This is a genomic window from Paenibacillus sp. WC2504 (assembly GCF_052682475.1).
The window spans coordinates 7767892-7786249 of record NZ_JBQZFH010000001.1 but is presented as its reverse complement, the minus strand read 5'-3'; the positions used below and the strand labels follow the sequence as shown (position 1 = coordinate 7786249).

Below are 18358 nucleotides of genomic sequence, written 5' to 3'. Positions count from 1 at the left end.
AGATATAACTGGGTTTCATATAGTGAAACTATTTGATGCTTCCGCAGGCAGAGTGACTATGAAAGTGGTGTTCGTCATGGAAGATAATAAGCTGACGGTGCGAGCTGTAGAGCGTGCTTTGGATATTATGCTCTGTTTTACCGAATCGACCGAATTAACGTTGACAGAAATTGCAAGTCGTGTGGATTTACATAAAAGTACGGTGCATCGGTTGCTTGCTTCTTTGGAAGGCAAGGGTTTTATTATGCGCGATGCCGCCACAGATAAATACAGGCTGGGCTATCGGCTGTGGGAACTGTCCGCCAACCTCTCGCAGGAGGGAGACCCCGGCATCATTCTGCTGCCGGAGATGGAAAGGCTGCGCGATCTCCTCGGCGAGACGATCTCGCTGTACGTGCAGGACGGCCTGGAGCGTATCCGCATCCAAGCCGTACAGAGCAACCATGCCATTCGCCGTGTAGCCCCTGTGGGCGCGCGAATGCCGCTTTACGTCGGCGCCTCCAGCAAGGTGCTCGTCGCCTTCGCAGAGCCCGCTGTGCAGCAGCAGCTGCTAGCCTCGGCCGACTGGCCGACCGGGCTGGATCAGCAGGCGTTCCTGCAGCAGCTGGGCGACACCAAACGCGCTGGCTTCGCCACGAGCGTGGAAGAACGCGAGCCCGGTGCGGCGGCCGTGTCCGCGCCGATTATCGATCGAGGGGGCCGGCTTGTGGCCGCCCTCGCCGTATCTGGCCCAGCGAACCGGCTTACGCTGGAGCTGATGCAAGAGCAGGCGCCGCTCATTATGGAAGCGGCGCGGCGCATGGGCACGATGCTGCGCTAGCGCATCACCCCCGCAATCCTCTATCCAAGTACTTGGATAGAGGATTTTTTGCTTCTAGGAGGCCATACTAGAAGAGGGAAGGGAGTGGAGTGGCAAGTATGAAGAACACAGCCTCGATGCTGGCGATCTGGATTAGTCTTGCCAGCAATATTGTACTGACCGCCATCAAAATTATCGTTGGCCTTCTTTTCAATAGCCAGGTACTTATAGCTGATGGCATCCATAATGCCGGAGACGTCATTGCTACGGCGACGGCGTACAGCTCCATGCGTGTTTCGTCTAAGCCCGCTGACGTGGACCATCCTTACGGGCATGGCAAAGCGGAAGTGCTCGGCGCTTTCATCGTCGCGATTATTTTAGCTGGAGCCGCCCTATACATTGGTTATCATTCTATTCATGCCTTATTCGAGCCAGCCGGTGAGGCGCATGTGATTGCTTTTATCGCAGCGGTCATCTCACTCATCTGGAAGCAAGTTCTTTACGTGTACACGATGCGGGTTGGCCGTAAAATGAACAGCAAAGGATTGATCGCCACGGCCTATGATCATTTGGCGGATGTCTACGCGTCGATTGCCGCTTCCGTCGGGATTGGGCTGGCGCTGCTCGGGGATCACTTCGGCTATGGATTTCTCGCATATGGGGACCCCGTAGCGGGGATTATCGTTTCCATTCTGGTCTTGAAGCTGGCTTACGAAATGGGCCAAGACTCATTCGGTATTCTTATGGAGCGAAGCGTAAGCTCAACACAGATTGAGCAGTACGCGTCATTGATCCGCTCTGTACCCGAGATCAAGCGGATTGACCGCTTGAGAGCACGCGAGCACGGTCACTACATATTAATCGATGCACGGCTTGGTGTCTCGGGTACATTGACCATCCAAGAAGGCCACGACATTATTCGCGGCATTAAACACAAAATCCAATCTGCTCATAGCGATGTGGACGAAGTCCTGGTGCATTTGAATCCTTGGTACAAGGAGTCTACGTAACTTGAACGCATGAAAAAAAACCTTTCATCAGCGGCTCCGATTCGATTCGAAGCGGCCACATGAGAGGTGTTTTTCATTTTTTACTTGGCAAAAATATGATTGCCGATCTGAACCGTCTGCGGACGTGACCAGATCCATTTGCTTGTCGCTGTCTTTGGATTGAAGTAGTAGAGAGCACCACCGGTTGGATCCCAGCCGCGTACAGCATCCTGTGCAGCCTTGTATGCCGTACTGTCCGGCGTCAACCAGTATTGTCCGTCATCTACGGCCGTGAAAGCGCCAGATTCAAAAACAATCCCTTCGATTGTATTCGGAAACTCACTTGAATTCAGACGATTCATAACCACCGCTCCAACTGCGACTTGTCCTTCGTAGGACTCACCGCGAGCCTCGCTGTAGATCACTTTCGCCAGCATATCAAGATCCGTTTGATTGACCGAATACTTACGTAAGCTCTGCCATGTATTAGCACCAACAATACCATCAATCGTTAAGCCATAATTATATTGAAAATTACGTACAGCTGCGGCGGTAACAGGACCGTACACGCCATCTAGCGGCTGTTGGTAATAGCCTAACATTTTAAGACGGAATTGAGCATCCCAGACGTCTCCGTTCTCACTGCCTGGTTGCAACGTTTCAGCCGTTGCGGCTGCTGTTGGATGGCTCCATTCGCTTACTGAAAAACCTAGACCAATCGAAGCGATCAGCATGACAAGGACGAGCCTTTTTAATGAGTTCATCTTCATCTCCCCTTTCGCTGTTACCCATTATAGGTGGGGAGGAAAGGGGGCTCAACCCGCAGTTATTACCAATGTAAGTCAATCACTTGCGGCTCTAAGGATACAGCCATCTCCAAAATCGCAAAAAATCCGAGAATGCCATACGGCAATCCCGGATTTCTTAGTTGTGTGTGTATGGCTATCTTGATGGTTATCTTAGTTTTTCTCGGCCAAAATTTGGCGAAGAACGGTTTGTAGAATACCGCCATTACGGTAGTAATCCACATCAACCAAGCTATCCAAACGAACAAGTACATTGAACTCGAAAGTTGTACCATCTTCGCGAGTTGCTGTTACTTTAACTGTTGTTCCTGGTTGAACATCGTTGCTCAGTCCAGTGATATCGAATGTTTCACGGCCTGTGATACCCAGTGTTTTCCAGCTTGTTCCATCAAGGAATTGAAGAGGAAGAACGCCCATACCAACCAAGTTACTGCGGTGAATACGCTCAAAGCTTTCCGCGATAACGGCTTTTACGCCAAGTAGGAATGTACCTTTAGCCGCCCAGTCACGGGAGCTTCCAGTTCCGTACTCTTTACCCGCGATAACGACAAGGTTTTGACCTGCAGCTTGATATTTCATGGATGCATCGTAGATGGACTCTACTTCGCCAGTAGGCAGGTAAGTTGTTACGCCGCCTTCTGTTCCTGGCGCCACTTGGTTACGAATACGGATGTTCGCGAACGTACCGCGCATCATCACTTCGTGGTTACCACGACGGGAACCGTAGGAGTTGAAGTCTTCTCTTTTTACACCATGGTTGATCAGGTATTGACCTCCAGGGCTGTCAACTTTGATGTTACCTGCAGGGGAGATGTGATCCGTTGTAACGGAATCGCCCATGAGTGCCAAAGTTTTCGCGCTGCGGATATCCGCGATATCGTCAAGAACTGTACCCAGATCCGTGAAGAACGGAGGTTCTTGAATGTATGTGGAATTCGTGTCGAATTCGTACAGATCGCCTTCTGGAATCGCGATTTCGTTGAAGCGCTCATTCGCACGGAATACGTTGCTGTATTTGTCGCGGAACATGTCAGGACTCATTGCTACGCCAAGAGCTTCTTGGATCTCTTGGTTTGTAGGCCAGATGTCTTTGAGGTAGACAGGTTGATTGCTTTGGTCGTATCCGATTGGATCGTTAGCCAAATCAATGTTAACTGTACCTGCAAGTGCATAAGCAACAACAAGTGGAGGTGATCCAAGGTAGTTAGCTTTTACTTGAGCATGAACGCGGCCTTCAAAGTTACGGTTACCGGAGATAACGGCAGCTACTGTCATATCGTTGTCAGCTACAGCTTTGCTCACTTCTTCAGGAAGCGGACCGGAGTTACCGATACAAGTTGCACAGCCGTAACCTGCAACGTGGAAGCCAAGTGCTTCTAGGGACTCAAGCAAGCCAGCTTTCTTGAGGTACTCAGTAACAACCAGGGAACCTGGCGTCAAGGAGCTCTTCACGAATGCCGGTTTTCTCAAACCGCGAGCTACGGCTTTCTTAGCCACAAGACCCGCACCTAGCATAACGCTTGGGTTGGATGTGTTCGTACAGGAAGTGATCGCTGCGATTACAACGGAACCCGTTCCCATTTTAACTGTCTCGCCATTCGGGTAGACAACATCAACTTCTTCGTTGATTTTCTCTTCCGTCAGACCGTATCCGCCTTTGTCGATCGGCGTACGGATGATGGAGTTGAAGGACTCTTTCATGTTCGTAAGCTCAACGCGGTCTTGCGGACGTTTAGGACCAGCCAAGCTTGGTACTACGGATCCAAGATCAAGTTCGATGACATCTGTGAATACTGGATCTGGTGTGGAATCCGTACGGAACATGCCTTGTGCTTTGTAGTAAGCTTCTACAAGCGCGATTTGGTCTTCTTCACGGCCAGTTGCTCTCAAGTAGTTCAATGTTTCGCTATCTACTGGGAAGAAACCGATTGTTGCGCCGTACTCAGGAGCCATGTTCGCTACCGTTGCGCGGTCAGCCAAGGAGATGTTGCTCAGACCAGGACCGAAGAACTCAACGAATTTACCAACAACGCCTTTTTTACGCAACATTTGTGTAACAGTCAAAGCCAAGTCAGTAGCTGTAGCGCCTTCTGCCAAGTGGCCTGTCAATTTGAAACCAACAACGTCTGGAGCTACGAAGTAAAGAGGTTGTCCAAGCATACCAGCTTCCGCTTCGATACCCCCGACGCCCCAACCTACAACACCTAGACCGTTGATCATTGTTGTATGGGAGTCAGTTCCTACGAGGGAATCCGGATAAACAACCGTTTCACCATCGATTGTTTTTGTAGCTGCAACAGAAGCAAGGTACTCCAAGTTAACTTGGTGAACGATACCTGTTGAAGGAGGAACAGCACGGAAGTTATCGAATGCTGTTTGCGCCCAGCGAAGGAAACGGTAACGCTCTTCGTTTCTTTCGAATTCTAAGTTAATGTTCATGTCAAGCGCATCCGGGGAACCGAAAGCGTCAACCATGACAGAGTGGTCGATAACAAGGTCTACAGGAACAAGCGGGTTGATCCGTTTTGGATCTCCACCTTCACGAGCCATTGTCGCACGCATTGCCGCAAGGTCAACCACGACAGGGACACCTGTGAAGTCCTGAAGAACGATACGAGCAGGAATGAAAGGAATTTCTTTGTTATCGTCACGGCCTTCAGCCCAGCCTGCGATTTGTTTTACGTGTTCGCTTGTAATTGCACGGCCGTCAAATTGACGGATAGCTGCTTCAAGCAAAACGCGAATGGAGACGGGAAGGTTGCTAATCGTACCGTGACCTTGGTTTTCGAAGTCAGGCAAGCTGTAGTATTGGAACGAATTCGTTCCGACAGTTAACTGCTTACGCACAGAAAAAGTGTCCTTGTTGGACATGGATAATTCCTCCTTTAATATCTTCATCCATTGGTTTCATCTAATGAAACTCAATTTCATTAATCCCCTAACTCAAGTATAGCGTTTCGCTGTGTTTGAGTAAAGATTTATTTCAATCATTTTTACCATCCAAATGTCATATATTGAATCAATTCAAAGCAAATCGGGCTCGTCCTATGATGACTGTTATTTTGCCGCAAACATGTACTTTCCATAAATAAAAGTTTCAAATAAAGCTTGAACTCGGTAACCGACGGCGCACACAACTTTCCTGCCAAAACTTTTTAGGAGGGTAACCCCGATGTCCTGGAAAACAGCGCTCTACAATTACGTCCATGCTAAAAATCAGTCAGAGCTCGAAGGCTCCGCAGCACCGCTCCAAGCCTATTTGTCAGACAGCGCTTATGTACGTAAGCAGGAGGTCAGGGTTCGCAGGCTCCTGGAAAGTTTTCGCGATCGCGATGCCAAGCTGCAGCGAGGGGAAACGAAGCTGCGCCTTACCGGCGTTAGAGAATCGGCGCATGGCGTTATTGCCGATATCGTGTTGCACCGGTTTATCCACTATCGCATCGGTTCAATCGACCACATGGAGGAGCGCATTGAGCCGGAGCGAGTTGTGATTGACAGTGCAGCCAATCGTTGGCAAGTCAGAAGTACAGAGTCCCTACAGGGAGAACAATCGCTTCCGAACAAGCCGCGGAGCGTCTTTTTCTCTGAGCAGGCGGATTTTGTGGAAGGCCTTCGCAGAGCACCGTCACTCCCGTATATCAACCATAGTATACTCAACAGCGGAGCCCAGGAATTCGTTCCGCGCAAAATCATTTATAACCGCGACAAAGCCGTCCAATATGCGGAAACGTGGTGGCAGACGCCGAACCCGAAATATGAGCAATTCGAAGTGGATTGCACCAATTATGTGTCGCAATGCCTCTTTGCAGGTGGGGCTCCAATGGACTATACTGGGAAAAGGGATTTGGGCTGGTGGTACGCTGGCAAAAGGGGCAACCAAGAGTTGTGGAGCTTCAGTTGGGCGGTTGCCAATAGCCTGCAATCTTTTTTGGCGCATAGCCGCAGGGGCCTGCACGGTCATGAGGTTCATGACCCGCGCGAACTGCAGCCTGGGGACACGATTTGCTATGACTGGGACGGCGATGGCCGGTTTCAGCATAATGTTATTGTGACGGGCAAAGATGCGAATGGCATGCCACTTGTCAATGCACACACGTATAATAGCCGCAATCGTTATTGGGCTTATAAAGATTCGCCAGCATGGACGGAGCGGACCAAATACTTCTTCGTTCGGGTTGCAGATGAAATGTGAACGTAATATTTTGAAGGAATAGAACGACTAGACGGAGGTACGCAATGAGCGGCAAAATAAGAGTTGGACTAATTTATGGGGGGAAATCGGGAGAGCATGACGTTTCCTTGCAAACTGCCATGGCCGTTATGAAAGCCGTAGACTTCACCAAATATGAAGTGGTACCGTTTTACATCTCCAAAAAAGGGGAGTGGAAAAGCGGCGCGCCTCTCTTGGCACCCGTTGCATCGAAAGAGGCATTGACCTTTAGCAGCGGAGACTCCGCGAATGCACCTGCTTCTAATGCCCTTGCACCTATATTCGGGGCTGTTAACGCGAAGGGCGATGTAGCTATCTCTTCCGCCGCAGCAGCTGGTACGAAGGACGCTGGCATAGATGTTGTTTTCCCGCTTTTACACGGTACATTTGGTGAGGACGGGACGATTCAAGGTTTATTGGAAATGGCGAATATTCCTTACGTAGGAGCAGGCGTGCTTGCTTCCGCAGTCGGTATGGATAAAGTCATGATGAAGAAAGTTTTTGCGCAAGAAGGACTTCCGCAGTGTATTTTCCGTCACTTTACACGGACGGAGTGGGAGAAGAACCGCGCGTATCATCTCATTGAACTGGAAACTGCGATTGGTTATCCATGCTTCGTGAAACCGGCTAATTTGGGCTCCAGCGTCGGTATTTCCAAAGCGAGAAATCAAGAGGAGTTAATTAAGGCGGTTAGTTTCGCCTTCCAATATGATCGCAAAGTCATTATTGAAGAAAATATTGATGCCCGCGAGATTGAAGTAGCGGTTCTTGGGAATGATGAACCTCAAGCGTCTGTTGTCGGTGAAATTGTTTCCTCGAACGAATTTTACGACTACAAAGCCAAATACATCGACGGTAAATCCGCTATGGTCATCCCGGCAGATCTTCCGGCCGAAACAGCTGAGCAAGTTAGACAGCTGGCCATTCAAGCTTTCTTGGCTGTTGATGGCAGCGGCTTATCCCGCGTTGACTTTTTCCTAGGCAAAGCTGATCAAAAGATCTATATCAACGAAATCAATACGATGCCAGGCTTCACGCCTTACAGCATGTATCCGCTGTTGTGGCAGGAATCCGGCAAACCTTATACCGAATTGCTGGATGATCTCATTCGTCTGGCGGTTGAGCGGCATACAGCGAAGCAAAGTATCCAATATTCTTTTGATGTGGAGTAGATGCTAATGGGATTCCAAACGGAGTTTAACTCGGTCTGTAAGTTCAAGTCCGCGCAGGAGCTCTTCGAGCTGCTGGAGTACGGCCGCGGTAAAATGGTGAAAAGCGGCTTCCGCGTGTTCCCGACAGGACAGAAGGTCATCGCCTACACGCCTGACAATCAAGCGATCGCCATCGTCAAAATTCTTGCTTCTATCGCGGAAATCAATTTCCAAGGCGAAGAAGTAACGCAAGTGGAGATGGAGCTCGTTCGTCGGTTGACGGAGGAAGAGGCGCAGGTACAGACGAAACTTGCTCATGAGATGTTTTTTGGTGAGCAAGCTTAGTTGTGGCCGGTAGAGGAAAAGGAAGAGAAAGAGGAAGGCATCGTCCGTTAGGGACGGTGTCTTTTTTTGATTTTGGTGCTCATTGACGACGCTCGTGGGACTTATGGTCGTGCTTCATTGCACTTTGTGCAACATGAAAGCGGAATATGGCTCGCTATCGCTCTCTTCGTTGCACAAAGTGCAATCATTTTGGCCTTGTTGCCTGAAAACTGTAATTTGCAGGCTGTAATGTTGTACAAAGTACATTGTAGGGGCGGGTTGAGGGCTAATTGTGGTCATTATGTTGCACAAAGTACAACGCGGCGAGGTGGATGCAAGCGGAACTGGTGTAACAGGAGATTGCAACGAAATATAAGCATGTTTGACAAACCCTCCACCAGGTCGTACTCCCGCAAAGGTACTATAAGAAATTAGTACTTATTCTCCCAAGCAGCTAGAGCTACAATTAAAGCAGTAGACTTCACAGCAAGGGGATGAATACAATGAAATTTACTGCCTACTGGTTATTTAATATCGTGCTTGGCATACCGACGCCTTATGTGCTTATTTATATGATTTTCGGCTTCTACGGTTTCATGGCTCCTTCTTCAACTGAACAAAAGTACATGGCGACTGGGGCATTGCTCCTTTATCTTCTCGTATGGTTGTTTGGCAATTTGCTAACTTTGCGAAAAGAGGACCGCGCCACTAAGCTCGGCATGCTTGCGCTAAGTCCATTACCTATAGCCATAACGGCTTATTGCGGTTTTAAACTCATTGCTGCACTTTCCTAGCAGCGTTTAATGAATGTGGTCACTGGAAAAAGGGTAACCTAACACAGGATTTTTACCTGAACTTTCTTGGGGGTTACATGTGCATGATTATTCGCCTTGGGTATGTGGCGATGTCGACGGTTGTCAAAAACGCTTCACCGTCCAAAACAATGACAGTCACGAACTTCAGCAAGCTGCTGGATCGGGAGGCTGCCATCCGGAAGCTGGAACGCTTAGGTGCGGAAAACTTGCATAATACATTGAGATTGCTGCGGCATAACCGAGCTCACGATATCATGGTGTTCCGCTTCTCATCTAGATTCATCCCCCTTATTGGGCATGAAATGTTAGCGGATTGGGACCCGATCCCGACGCTTTCGGCGGAATTCGAGGAGCTAGGTGCTTATGCCAAGCAAGCGGGCATGCGTGTGAGCTTTCACCCGGACCACTTCACGGTCCTGAGCACTCCAAAAGAGGACGTCCTGCAGAAGTCCATCCTGGATCTGGAACGCCATAACGCGATGCTAAATGTGATGGGTCTTGGTCCAGAGGCCATGTGCAACATTCATGTGGGCGGTTCATATGGGGATAAAAAGAAAGCGGCTAAGCGATTTATCCAAAACTTTTCCACGCTGCGCCCCGAGATTCAAAAGCGGATCACCCTGGAGAACGACGATAAAACATTCAATGCGTTAGAAACATTGGAAATTGCTGAAACAGTAGGAGCGCCAATGGTTCTGGATGTTCATCATCATGCCGTGAATAACGAGGGCGAAGATGCCGCCGAATTGTGGCCGCGTATTCAACAAACCTGGACAAACGGACTCCCGCCTAAGATTCACGTCTCAAGCCCCAAAAGCGAGACCGATCCAAGAAGCCATGCCGATTACGTGGAAGCAGGGCCGCTTCTTGTTTTTCTGCGTGCGATTGCCCCTGTTACCCCAAGGCTTGATATCATGATCGAAGCGAAGATGAAGGATGAAGCGTTATTTCGTCTGATGGAGGATTTTAAACTCGAGGAAGGAATTGTGGTGCTTGATCAAGCCTCGATCCAACTGTAGCGATTCAGATTTATTTCTTGAATTGTTTGGCAAAATGGGGTACTTTTGAGATTGGGTATGAATGACGCATAATCCAATGTTGAGAGGGGTTTTTCACGGCCATGAGTCAACTGTTAACAGGAAAAAATATACTTGTCATGGGTGTTGCCAATGATCGCAGCATCGCATGGGCGATTGCTCAATCCTTAGCGGCACAAGGAGCAAATTTGGTCTTTACGTTCGAAAATGAGCGTGTCGAGGAACGCGTTCGCAAGCTTGCTGACACGATTCCAGGTTCAACGCTTATGCCTTGTAACGTAACGGTAGACGCTGAAATTGATACGCTGGCTGATACGCTTAAAGCGAAGTTCGGTGTCGTTCATGGCCTTGTACATAGTATTGCTTTTGCAAGAACGGAAGAATTGGACGGACTGTTCGTTGACACATCGCGTGATGGCTTTGCCTTAGCGCATGATATCAGCGCCTATTCTCTTGTTGCCGTTTCCAAACGCATTTATCCGCTAATGACAGAAGGCGGCAGCATCATGACAATGACCTACCTTGGCGCTGAGCGTGCAATGAAAAACTACAACGTTATGGGCGTTGCCAAAGCGGCATTGGAAGCTTCCGTGCGCTATCTGGCGGCTGACCTCGGTCAATTCGGCATTCGCGTGAACGGTATTTCTGCTGGTCCGATTCGTACCTTGGCTGCCAAAGGCATCAAAGATTTCAACTCGATCCTGCGTCAAGTAGAAGAGAAAGCTCCGCTGCGCAAAACGACGGAAACAGCAGAAGTCGGAGATACAGCGATGTTCTTGATGAGCAACCTGTCCCGAGGCATCACGGGTGAAGTGATTTACGTTGACGGTGGTTATCATATCGTTGGAATTTAAAGCTATTATAATGTCTAAATACGATCAAGAAACCGTATTGCCTAGATGGCAGTATGGTTTTTTTATTTGTAAAATGTCTGAAAATCTCCTTTATTTATTAATAAATGTATAAATGTACGAATATTTTGGGATGAAACGCACTAGTATTTAAAACGTATAATTTACTATACTTAACTTACTTCTAAATCTAAATAAATAAAAAAGAAAGAGTTGATATAAGTGGTAAATGGTGAGGCGGAGCCGTTCGTCATCGGCAGTAAGAGTTTTACGGCAGTGGCTATCAATACGGCAGCCAAGGCTGGGCAATGGATCAAGAGCAAAGTGGGCGATATCAGCCGTATTGATACGAAATTTTCTTCTCAGGACCTGGTGACCGAAGTGGATAAAGGGTCTGAAAAGCTTATTCGCAACTTGATCATGACGCATTTCCCGGATCATTCCATTCTCGGTGAAGAAGGCGTGGAGCCTGGTCCGGAAGCATCGGCCAAAGCACTTCAAGCCATGAGCGAGGAAGAATACTTATGGATCGTAGATCCCATTGATGGTACGACGAACTTTGTTCACGGGTTCCCGTTCTTCTCTGTTTCAATTGCACTCGCACACAAGGGTGAGATTATTGTCGGTGTCGTGTATGACCCGTCTCGTGACGAACTGTTCGTTGCCGAGAAGGGGAAAGGTGCTTATATGCACGGCAAAAAGACAATCGTATCGCTCGATGGACAGCTGTCCAGCAGTCTGGTTGCAACAGGTCTTCCGGCAGATCGCAATGGCGCATTACCGATTAACCTGAAAGGTATTCAAGCTTTATCTCCCAAAGTGCGCAACCTCCGGATCGCAGGCTCCGCGGCGCTTCACTTGGCTTATGTAGCCTCAGGACGCCTTAGCGGCTTCTGGGAAATTGGTTTGAATGCTTGGGATATTGCAGCGGGCGCGTTGCTGATCCAAGAGTCGGGCGGCAAGGTGACAGATACCGAAGGCAGACCTTACAATTTGGCGGTTCGCAACATACTAGCTACCAACGGCCAGATTCATGATGAGCTGCGGCAAGAGTTGGTTAAAGCCGAAGCTACCGGATTTTAGTGGTCATATGAGGCAGAAGAAACCTGAGACATAAGTCTTGGGTTTTTTCTACAGCTTCAAGCTAGGGTGGAACTTGTCAGATTCTAATCTTACTATCTGGTACAAACGGTAGTTATACACTATAATATGAGATATATGCATTATTTAAACGTTTCAACTAACGATCAGGAAATGGATGGAGAACTTATATGACGACGAATTCACAATCGCAAGCGGTTACCGGACCTGACATTATTACCTTTGGCGAAACAATGGCGCTATTGATGCCTTCCAACGGCAAAGGATTGGAGTACTCGTCTGAACTGCATAGCTTGTTTGGCGGTGCGGAAAGCAACGTGGCAATCGGAGTATCCCGCCTTGGAGGCAAAGTAGGCTGGTTTGGACGTCTGGGCAAAGACCCGATGGGCCGTTTGATTTACAAAAAAATTCGCGGTGAAGGTGTCGATGTTTCCCGTGCAGAACTGACGGCAGAAGCGCCGACCGGGCTTATGATGCGCGAAATGATCATGGGCAAAACGTCCGTCTACTACTATCGCAAAAACTCAGCGGCAAGCCAAATGAGCGCTAAGCATTTGGATGAAGGCTACATTGCTGGGGCGAAAATCCTTCATATCACGGGTATTACACCGGCACTCAGCGAGTCTTGCAAAGAGGCTGCGTTTGAAGCGGTTCGATTGGCCCGCAAACATGGCGTCAAAGTTAGCTTCGACCCCAACCTGCGGTTGAAGCTTTGGGGGATTGACGAAGCGCGCCCCGTGCTTCTTGAGCTTGCCAAGCTGTCGGATATTTTCCTGCCTGGCCTTGATGAGCTGAAGCTGCTCTACCAGACGGAGGATTGGGATGTCATTGTGGGCAAGCTGCGTGAATTGTCCGCTGTTTCCATCGTCAAAGGCGGAGAGAACGAAACCTATGTCGTAACCAAAGATTCGATCACAGCGGTTCCTTATTTCAAAGCGGAGCAAGTGGTGGATACGGTTGGCGCAGGCGATGGCTTTTGTGCGGGATTTTTGGTAGGCTTGTCCAAAGAGTACGATTATGCGGAAGCGGTGCGTATCGGCAATCTGGTGGGCTCCTTGATTGTTCAAACCGAAGGAGACTGGGAAGGCGCTCCGACTTGGGAGCAAGTAGACGCTATTCTTAACGATGTTAAACATATAGAACGCTAATTTCATGCTTGCATAAGAAGGGGAAGATTCCATTGAAAAAATTGAAACTTGTTCAGCAAATATCAAGTGAAGGCGTCGTTGCCGTTCTGCGTGGAGAGACGCCGGAAGAAGTTGTTGAAATGGCGGATCAAGCCATTGCAGGAGGCATTAAAGTCATCGAAGTCACGATGACGGTGCCGTTCGCGCTGCGCGCAATCGAGGAGCTGGCGAAGCGCTACTCGAGCACTACGCAGGACGCTTCCAAATACGCGATTATCGGGGTGGGCACAGCCCTAGACCCGGAGACAGCGCGTGCAGCGATCCTGAGCGGGGCCGAGTTCGTTGTCGGCCCATCGCTTAACCCGAACACGGTTGCACTCTGCAACCGTTACCGTGTACCCGTCATGCCGGGCTGCATGACGATTCAAGAGATTCAGACGGCGCTGGAGCTTGGCGTCGATATCGTGAAGCTATTCCCCGGCAATCTCTACTCGCCGGCGATGATTAAGGCCATTAAAGGACCGCTGCCGCAGGCGAACATTATGCCAACGGGCGGGGTCTCGCTGAGCAACCTCGGCGAATGGATTCAGGCCGGCGCGGTCGCAGTCGGCATCGGTTCCGATTTGACCAGCGAAGCGGTCAAAACAGGCAATTACAGCCTGGTGGCTAAGCGGGCTGCACAATACATCGAGGCCTATCGAGCGGCCAAGAAGTAGAACGATGGCAGACAACGGGGCGAAGCTGCTTTTGCAGGTAGATGATCTTCAGGCATCGATTGTCTTTTATACGCAACAACTGGGCTGGGAGCTGCTCGAAAGAGCGGCTTCCGGTCCAGTTGCATTGCTGCGAATCACGTCAGACTATGATGCTGTATTGATTCAGCAAACACTGTCTGCTCAGCTGCTAACGGAAGCACAGACTGAGCTGGCAGCAGGCTGGCTGCAAAACAAATACGCTTCTCCCAAGAAGGGAGATCTCATCTACGTCGGCGTAGCTTCGGTGAATGCTGTGGAGGCTAGTCTCCAAGCTAAAGGTTGTAAGGAACTGCGAAAAGAAGAGAATCCAGGCCATATTCGCAAACTCTTTGTGCCAGACGTCGATGGATATACATTTGTGTATTGGGAGGAACTGCCGGCTACCCATGCTGAGATTGTAGAGATGTATGCAGCGGGTGCTGATGAATTGGAAAGCGCAATAGCGGGATTGACGGAGGAGCAGTTGAACAGATCGCAAGCCCCGGGCAAATGGTCCATTCGCCAGCAAGTCCTACATCTGATCGACTTAGAGCTGGTTACGCTGCACAAAGTGAAATTCGCTTTGGCGGAGCCGGGGCGTGCCTATCAAGGCAACAGCTTTTCACAGGATGATTGGAGCATAGGATTGGATTATCGGAATCGGTCGATTCACGCTGAAGTTCAGCTGTTTCGGGCTATGAGGCAGCACATTCTTGGACTGTGCGAGCATTTACCCAATGCGCTTGAGAGAACGGTCACCACGAAAGAACGTAAAGAGTCTGTAGCACTGTTGCTGAAAATGATGGCAGGCCACGCAAAGCATCATATCCGAGCTGTGAATGAAATTCGTGATCTGCATGATTGCTGACAGTCCGGGAGTCCGAGGCTAGAGACTGAAGTAAAAAAGAATGCCAGAAAACCCCAGGTCAATGACCTGGGGTTTTTATTGATTTTTGAAACGTAACTTGTTAAAATAAAGAATGATTCAAATATTTTGAATTATAAACATTTTTATCCTAATCTAATTATAGCACCAAAACAACCTCCATGTCAAATCCTAATAAAATGGTAAGAAAAGAGGCGTTGGGATGAGTCTGACAGATCAAGCAAGAGCAGCAGAAAAGCAAAGAGTGCAGGAAGTAACAGAGAAGATAGCGGTCAAAATCACGGAATTGGAAGAGCAGGTCGGTCTAGTTCAATCTGATGTAGTTGAGATTCGTAAACATTATTGGGACGAAGTCACGATGGATATGAGTACAGCGGAAGATGCGGTAGAATCCATCGCCAGCATGAGGCAACAATCCGAGGTGCTTTCCGAGCGGGAACGAACGCACCGACAGGCATCCAAAACTTTAGGCAAGCTGAGAAGGCTCGTCCAGTCGCCTTATTTTGGCCGGATCGATTTCATTGAACGCGGTGAGCGGGAAGAAGAGGCTGTATATCTGGGCATTGCGTCTTTTCTGGATGAGGAAGCAGGTCAGTATCTTATCTACGATTGGAGGGCTCCCATCTCCAGCTTGTATTACGATTTTGCGCCGGGAGAAGTCGCATTTGCTACTCCGAATGGTACGGTAGAGGGTCAAATGGTTTTGAAGCGTCAATTTGTCATTCGTGACCGGCATATCCATCTTATGTTCGATACCGGCGTGACCATCGGCGATGAACTGCTGAAGCAAGTACTCAGCCGGAGTTCGGATGCGCAAATGAAGACAATCGTGGCAACGATTCAAAAAGAGCAAAATCGCATCATCCGCAATGACAGCGCCCAAATGCTTATCGTACAGGGGGCCGCAGGAAGCGGTAAAACGTCAGCCGCGTTGCAAAGAGTCGCGTACCTCCTATATAAGCACCGAGATAAGCTGAGTTCGGATCAGATGGTTTTGTTTTCGCCAAATCCGCTATTTAATCATTATGTGTCCACGGTGCTGCCGGAGCTAGGCGAAGAAAATATGCAGCAAACGACCTACCAAGCTTATTTGGAGCATCGTTTAGGCGAGATGTTTGAGGTGGAGGACTCTTTTACACAATTGGAGTATGTATTGACAAGGGGCGGTCTTGACCATGGGTCTGAGCAAACGCCAGTGATGGAAGAAACCTATGAAGCTCGTTTGAGCGGAATTTATTATAAATCTTCAACTGCTTTTCTTGCCATAATAGAGGCTTATAAGAAGCAGCTAGAGCAAATGGGAATGTTATTTAACCCTATTAAGTTTCGCGACAAAGAGGTGCTTAGCGCGGCTCGTTTGGTGGAACGTTTTTACAGTTATGATTCCGCAATACGGCTTCCTAACCGTTTGGAGCTGATGAAAGAATGGCTATTGGAGCAGCTGGAGCTCTTTGCAGAAGTTGAAATCGAGGAAGCTTGGGTTGATGAGGAGATTGAGCTCCTCAGCAGTGATGAGTACCATCGTGCTTATATTAGGCTGCGCAAAATGGAGGGGGGACGCGATTCCTCTTTCGACGATTATGATCAAGAACGGCATCTGCTTGGTCGAACCGTGCTGAAAGAGCATCTAAAGCCTGTTCGAAGCGCGGTGAAGCAGCTTAAATTTGTTGATATGATTGGTCTTTACGGGCAGTTGTTTAGAGAAAGAGCGGCAACGGATAAAAGGGAACTGATAGCCGAGAAGCCGCGCTATTGGTCCGAAATCTGCGGGCGGACGCTGGAGGAGCTGGCACAAGCCAGGCTGCCTTACGAGGACGCAACGCCGTTCTTGTACTTGATGGAAGCTGTCTGCGGCTTCCAGACGAACAGCGCTGTGCGCCACGTCATTATCGACGAGGCGCAGGATTATTCTCCGTTTCAGCTGGCTTACCTGAAACGGCTTTTCCCGCGCTGCCGCATGACAGCGCTCGGCGATTTGAGCCAGGCGATCTATTCGCACGCTTCCGCGTACAGCGAAATCGATCCGATCGCCGCTCTGTACGGGCCGGAACAAACGGAAGTCATCCGTTTGTTCCGCAGCTATCGCTCCACGCGCGAGATCGTGGAGTTCACCCGCGGCATCGTGCCTGACGGCGATGCCATAGAGCCCTTTACCCGCGCGGGAGGTAAGCCGCGGGTGATCCAGACCAGCGATCGCGGATCGCTGCATAGCCTGCTGGCAGCCGAAGTGGCGCGGCTGCTGGATGAGGGCTATGCCTCCATCGCGATCATTACCAAGACCGCGAGCGAGGCTGAGCTCGCGCATCAAGCCCTTACGCCCCTGCTGCAGGCTCCGCTGGGGCGTGTCACCAAACACAGCCCGACGTTCGAGTCGGGCGTGCTCGTCATCCCTTCGTATCTGGCGAAGGGGGTCGAATTCGATGCCGTACTCCTTTATGATGGTTCCCATCATCAGTACGGCCATGAGAATGAGCGCAAGCTGTTTTACACGGCTTGCACCCGGGCTATGCACGAGTTGTGTATCTTCACGCTTGGGGAACCGTCTCATTTCATCACGAGCCAGCCGCAGGGTACTTATGTGCTCACGGACAACGCCGAGGATGTTCTTAGTTAGGATGGAGGTACTATCGGCACTATCCCCTAGTGACAGGAGATTATGATTATCGTGCATAACAACTGTGAGCATGTCTGAGATAGGCTTAGAAGCTCCTGAGCGAAAGGGATAATGCCAATAGCCACCGTCAACCGCGAATCAGCAAACTCAACGAACCCGGTACCGGGCATCTTAGGCTGCACGTTGAACCGGGAAGTTACTATGGGCACTATCCCCAAGAATCAGAAGATTATGATTATCATGCATAACAACTGTGATCATGTCTGAGATAGGCTTAGAATCTCCTGAGTGAGAGGGATAGTGTTTATAGATGGGTTTCAGGTTGTGAGATGAGTTGGTGCGTTCCTGAGTGAGAGGGATAGTGTCTATAGATGCGTTTCAGGTTGTGAGATGAGTTGGTGTGCCCCTGAGTGAGAGGGATAGTGTCTATAGATGCGTTTCAGGTTGTGAGATGAGTTGGTGTGCCCCTGAGTGAGGGGGATAGTGTCTATAGTTGCATTTCAGGTTGTGAGTTGACTTGGTGAGCTCCTGAGTGAGAGGGATAGTGTTTATAGCGGCCCTTAAGATTGTGAGTAGAACTGTGGTGCTCCCTGAGCGAAGAAAAGGGGTAACGCCAATAGCCACCACGAGCCGCGAGCCAGCAAACTCAAAGAACCCGGTACCGCACATTTTAGGATGCGCGGTAACCGGGTTGCTTTGAGTTGGTCCCTCTTTGGACGTTGGAGGGGGCTTGCGTTACTTGCTGCGTTCCGCGTCGTACTCACTGGCGAATTCGGCCAGAGACTTCACCTTACCATGTGGATGTCTAGCTTGTTTGCGGCTTTTCCATGCAGCTTCTTCGCGGCGTTTCGATTGGCTCATAGCAAAAAACCTCCTATGGTATGCGGATGGGTGTTGCACTTATAACGTGTGAA

17 protein-coding genes are annotated in these 18358 nt (G+C 49.5%); 14 read left to right on the top strand and 3 right to left on the bottom strand.

Going from position 1 to position 18358, the window contains the following annotated elements:
* Nucleotides 1–76: 76 nt before the first annotated feature.
* Both ACUN27_RS35500 and ACUN27_RS35495 read left to right on the top strand, forming a co-directional pair.
* Nucleotides 77–820: an IclR family transcriptional regulator gene (locus ACUN27_RS35500; protein ID WP_127455072.1), complete on the top strand. Its 744-nt coding sequence runs from the start codon at nt 77–79 to the stop codon at nt 818–820.
* Between the two features lie 98 nt (nt 821–918).
* On the top strand, nt 919–1809 hold the full coding sequence (locus ACUN27_RS35495; RefSeq protein WP_315954917.1) for a cation diffusion facilitator family transporter: 891 nt from the start codon (nt 919–921) through the stop codon (nt 1807–1809).
* A gap of 80 nt (nt 1810–1889) precedes the next feature.
* Here the strand turns inward: ACUN27_RS35495 and sleB are convergent, their stop codons facing one another.
* Both sleB and acnA read right to left on the bottom strand, forming a co-directional pair.
* Nucleotides 1890–2552, bottom strand: coding sequence for a spore cortex-lytic enzyme (gene sleB / locus ACUN27_RS35490; RefSeq protein WP_127455076.1), 663 nt, complete (start codon nt 2550–2552; stop codon nt 1890–1892).
* Nucleotides 2553–2747: 195 nt separating this feature from the next.
* Entirely contained in the window at nt 2748–5465 is a 2718-nt protein-coding gene (acnA, locus tag ACUN27_RS35485; RefSeq protein ID WP_315954916.1) for an aconitate hydratase AcnA, read from the bottom strand.
* Nucleotides 5466–5766: 301 nt separating this feature from the next.
* Between acnA and ACUN27_RS35480 the strand changes: the two genes are divergently transcribed.
* From ACUN27_RS35480 to ACUN27_RS35425, 12 genes are all read left to right on the top strand, one after another.
* Entirely contained in the window at nt 5767–6786 is a 1020-nt protein-coding gene (locus ACUN27_RS35480) for an amidase domain-containing protein (protein ID WP_445560507.1), read from the top strand.
* Between the two features lie 44 nt (nt 6787–6830).
* Entirely contained in the window at nt 6831–7976 is a 1146-nt protein-coding gene (locus ACUN27_RS35475) for a D-alanine--D-alanine ligase (RefSeq protein ID WP_315954914.1), read from the top strand.
* Nucleotides 7977–7982: 6 nt separating this feature from the next.
* Nucleotides 7983–8300, top strand: a complete 318-nt coding sequence (locus tag ACUN27_RS35470) for a hypothetical protein (protein WP_157323415.1) — start codon at nt 7983–7985, stop codon at nt 8298–8300.
* Nucleotides 8301–8773: 473 nt separating this feature from the next.
* A complete protein-coding gene (locus ACUN27_RS35465; protein WP_445560506.1) occupies nt 8774–9073 on the top strand; it encodes a hypothetical protein in 300 nt (99 codons plus the stop codon).
* An 83-nt stretch (nt 9074–9156) separates the two neighbouring features.
* The gene (gene uvsE / locus ACUN27_RS35460; protein WP_315954912.1) at nt 9157–10113 is read left to right on the top strand and encodes a UV DNA damage repair endonuclease UvsE; all 957 of its coding nucleotides are present in this window, start codon (nt 9157–9159) and stop codon (nt 10111–10113) included.
* 101 nt (nt 10114–10214) lie between these two features.
* The gene (fabI, locus tag ACUN27_RS35455) at nt 10215–10985 is read left to right on the top strand and encodes an enoyl-ACP reductase FabI (RefSeq protein ID WP_127455090.1); all 771 of its coding nucleotides are present in this window, start codon (nt 10215–10217) and stop codon (nt 10983–10985) included.
* Between the two features lie 219 nt (nt 10986–11204).
* Entirely contained in the window at nt 11205–12065 is an 861-nt protein-coding gene (locus ACUN27_RS35450; protein ID WP_315954911.1) for an inositol monophosphatase family protein, read from the top strand.
* A gap of 188 nt (nt 12066–12253) precedes the next feature.
* Nucleotides 12254–13231 (top strand): sugar kinase, encoded by a 978-nt coding sequence (locus ACUN27_RS35445; RefSeq protein ID WP_315954910.1) that lies wholly within the window; start codon nt 12254–12256, stop codon nt 13229–13231.
* 32 nt (nt 13232–13263) lie between these two features.
* Complete coding sequence (locus tag ACUN27_RS35440) at nt 13264–13926, top strand: bifunctional 2-keto-4-hydroxyglutarate aldolase/2-keto-3-deoxy-6-phosphogluconate aldolase (RefSeq protein WP_315955116.1); 663 nt, start codon at nt 13264–13266, stop codon at nt 13924–13926.
* Nucleotides 13927–13930: 4 nt separating this feature from the next.
* On the top strand, nt 13931–14812 hold the full coding sequence (locus ACUN27_RS35435) for a DinB family protein (protein WP_326063284.1): 882 nt from the start codon (nt 13931–13933) through the stop codon (nt 14810–14812).
* 220 nt (nt 14813–15032) lie between these two features.
* A complete protein-coding gene (helD, locus tag ACUN27_RS35430) occupies nt 15033–17444 on the top strand; it encodes an RNA polymerase recycling motor HelD (protein ID WP_445560505.1) in 2412 nt (803 codons plus the stop codon).
* Between the two features lie 111 nt (nt 17445–17555).
* Nucleotides 17556–17711, top strand: a complete 156-nt coding sequence (locus ACUN27_RS35425) for a hypothetical protein (protein WP_445560504.1) — start codon at nt 17556–17558, stop codon at nt 17709–17711.
* A 468-nt stretch (nt 17712–18179) separates the two neighbouring features.
* Here the strand turns inward: ACUN27_RS35425 and ACUN27_RS35420 are convergent, their stop codons facing one another.
* Nucleotides 18180–18305, bottom strand: coding sequence for a DUF6254 family protein (locus tag ACUN27_RS35420; protein ID WP_220138883.1), 126 nt, complete (start codon nt 18303–18305; stop codon nt 18180–18182).
* Nucleotides 18306–18358 lie beyond the last annotated feature (53 nt).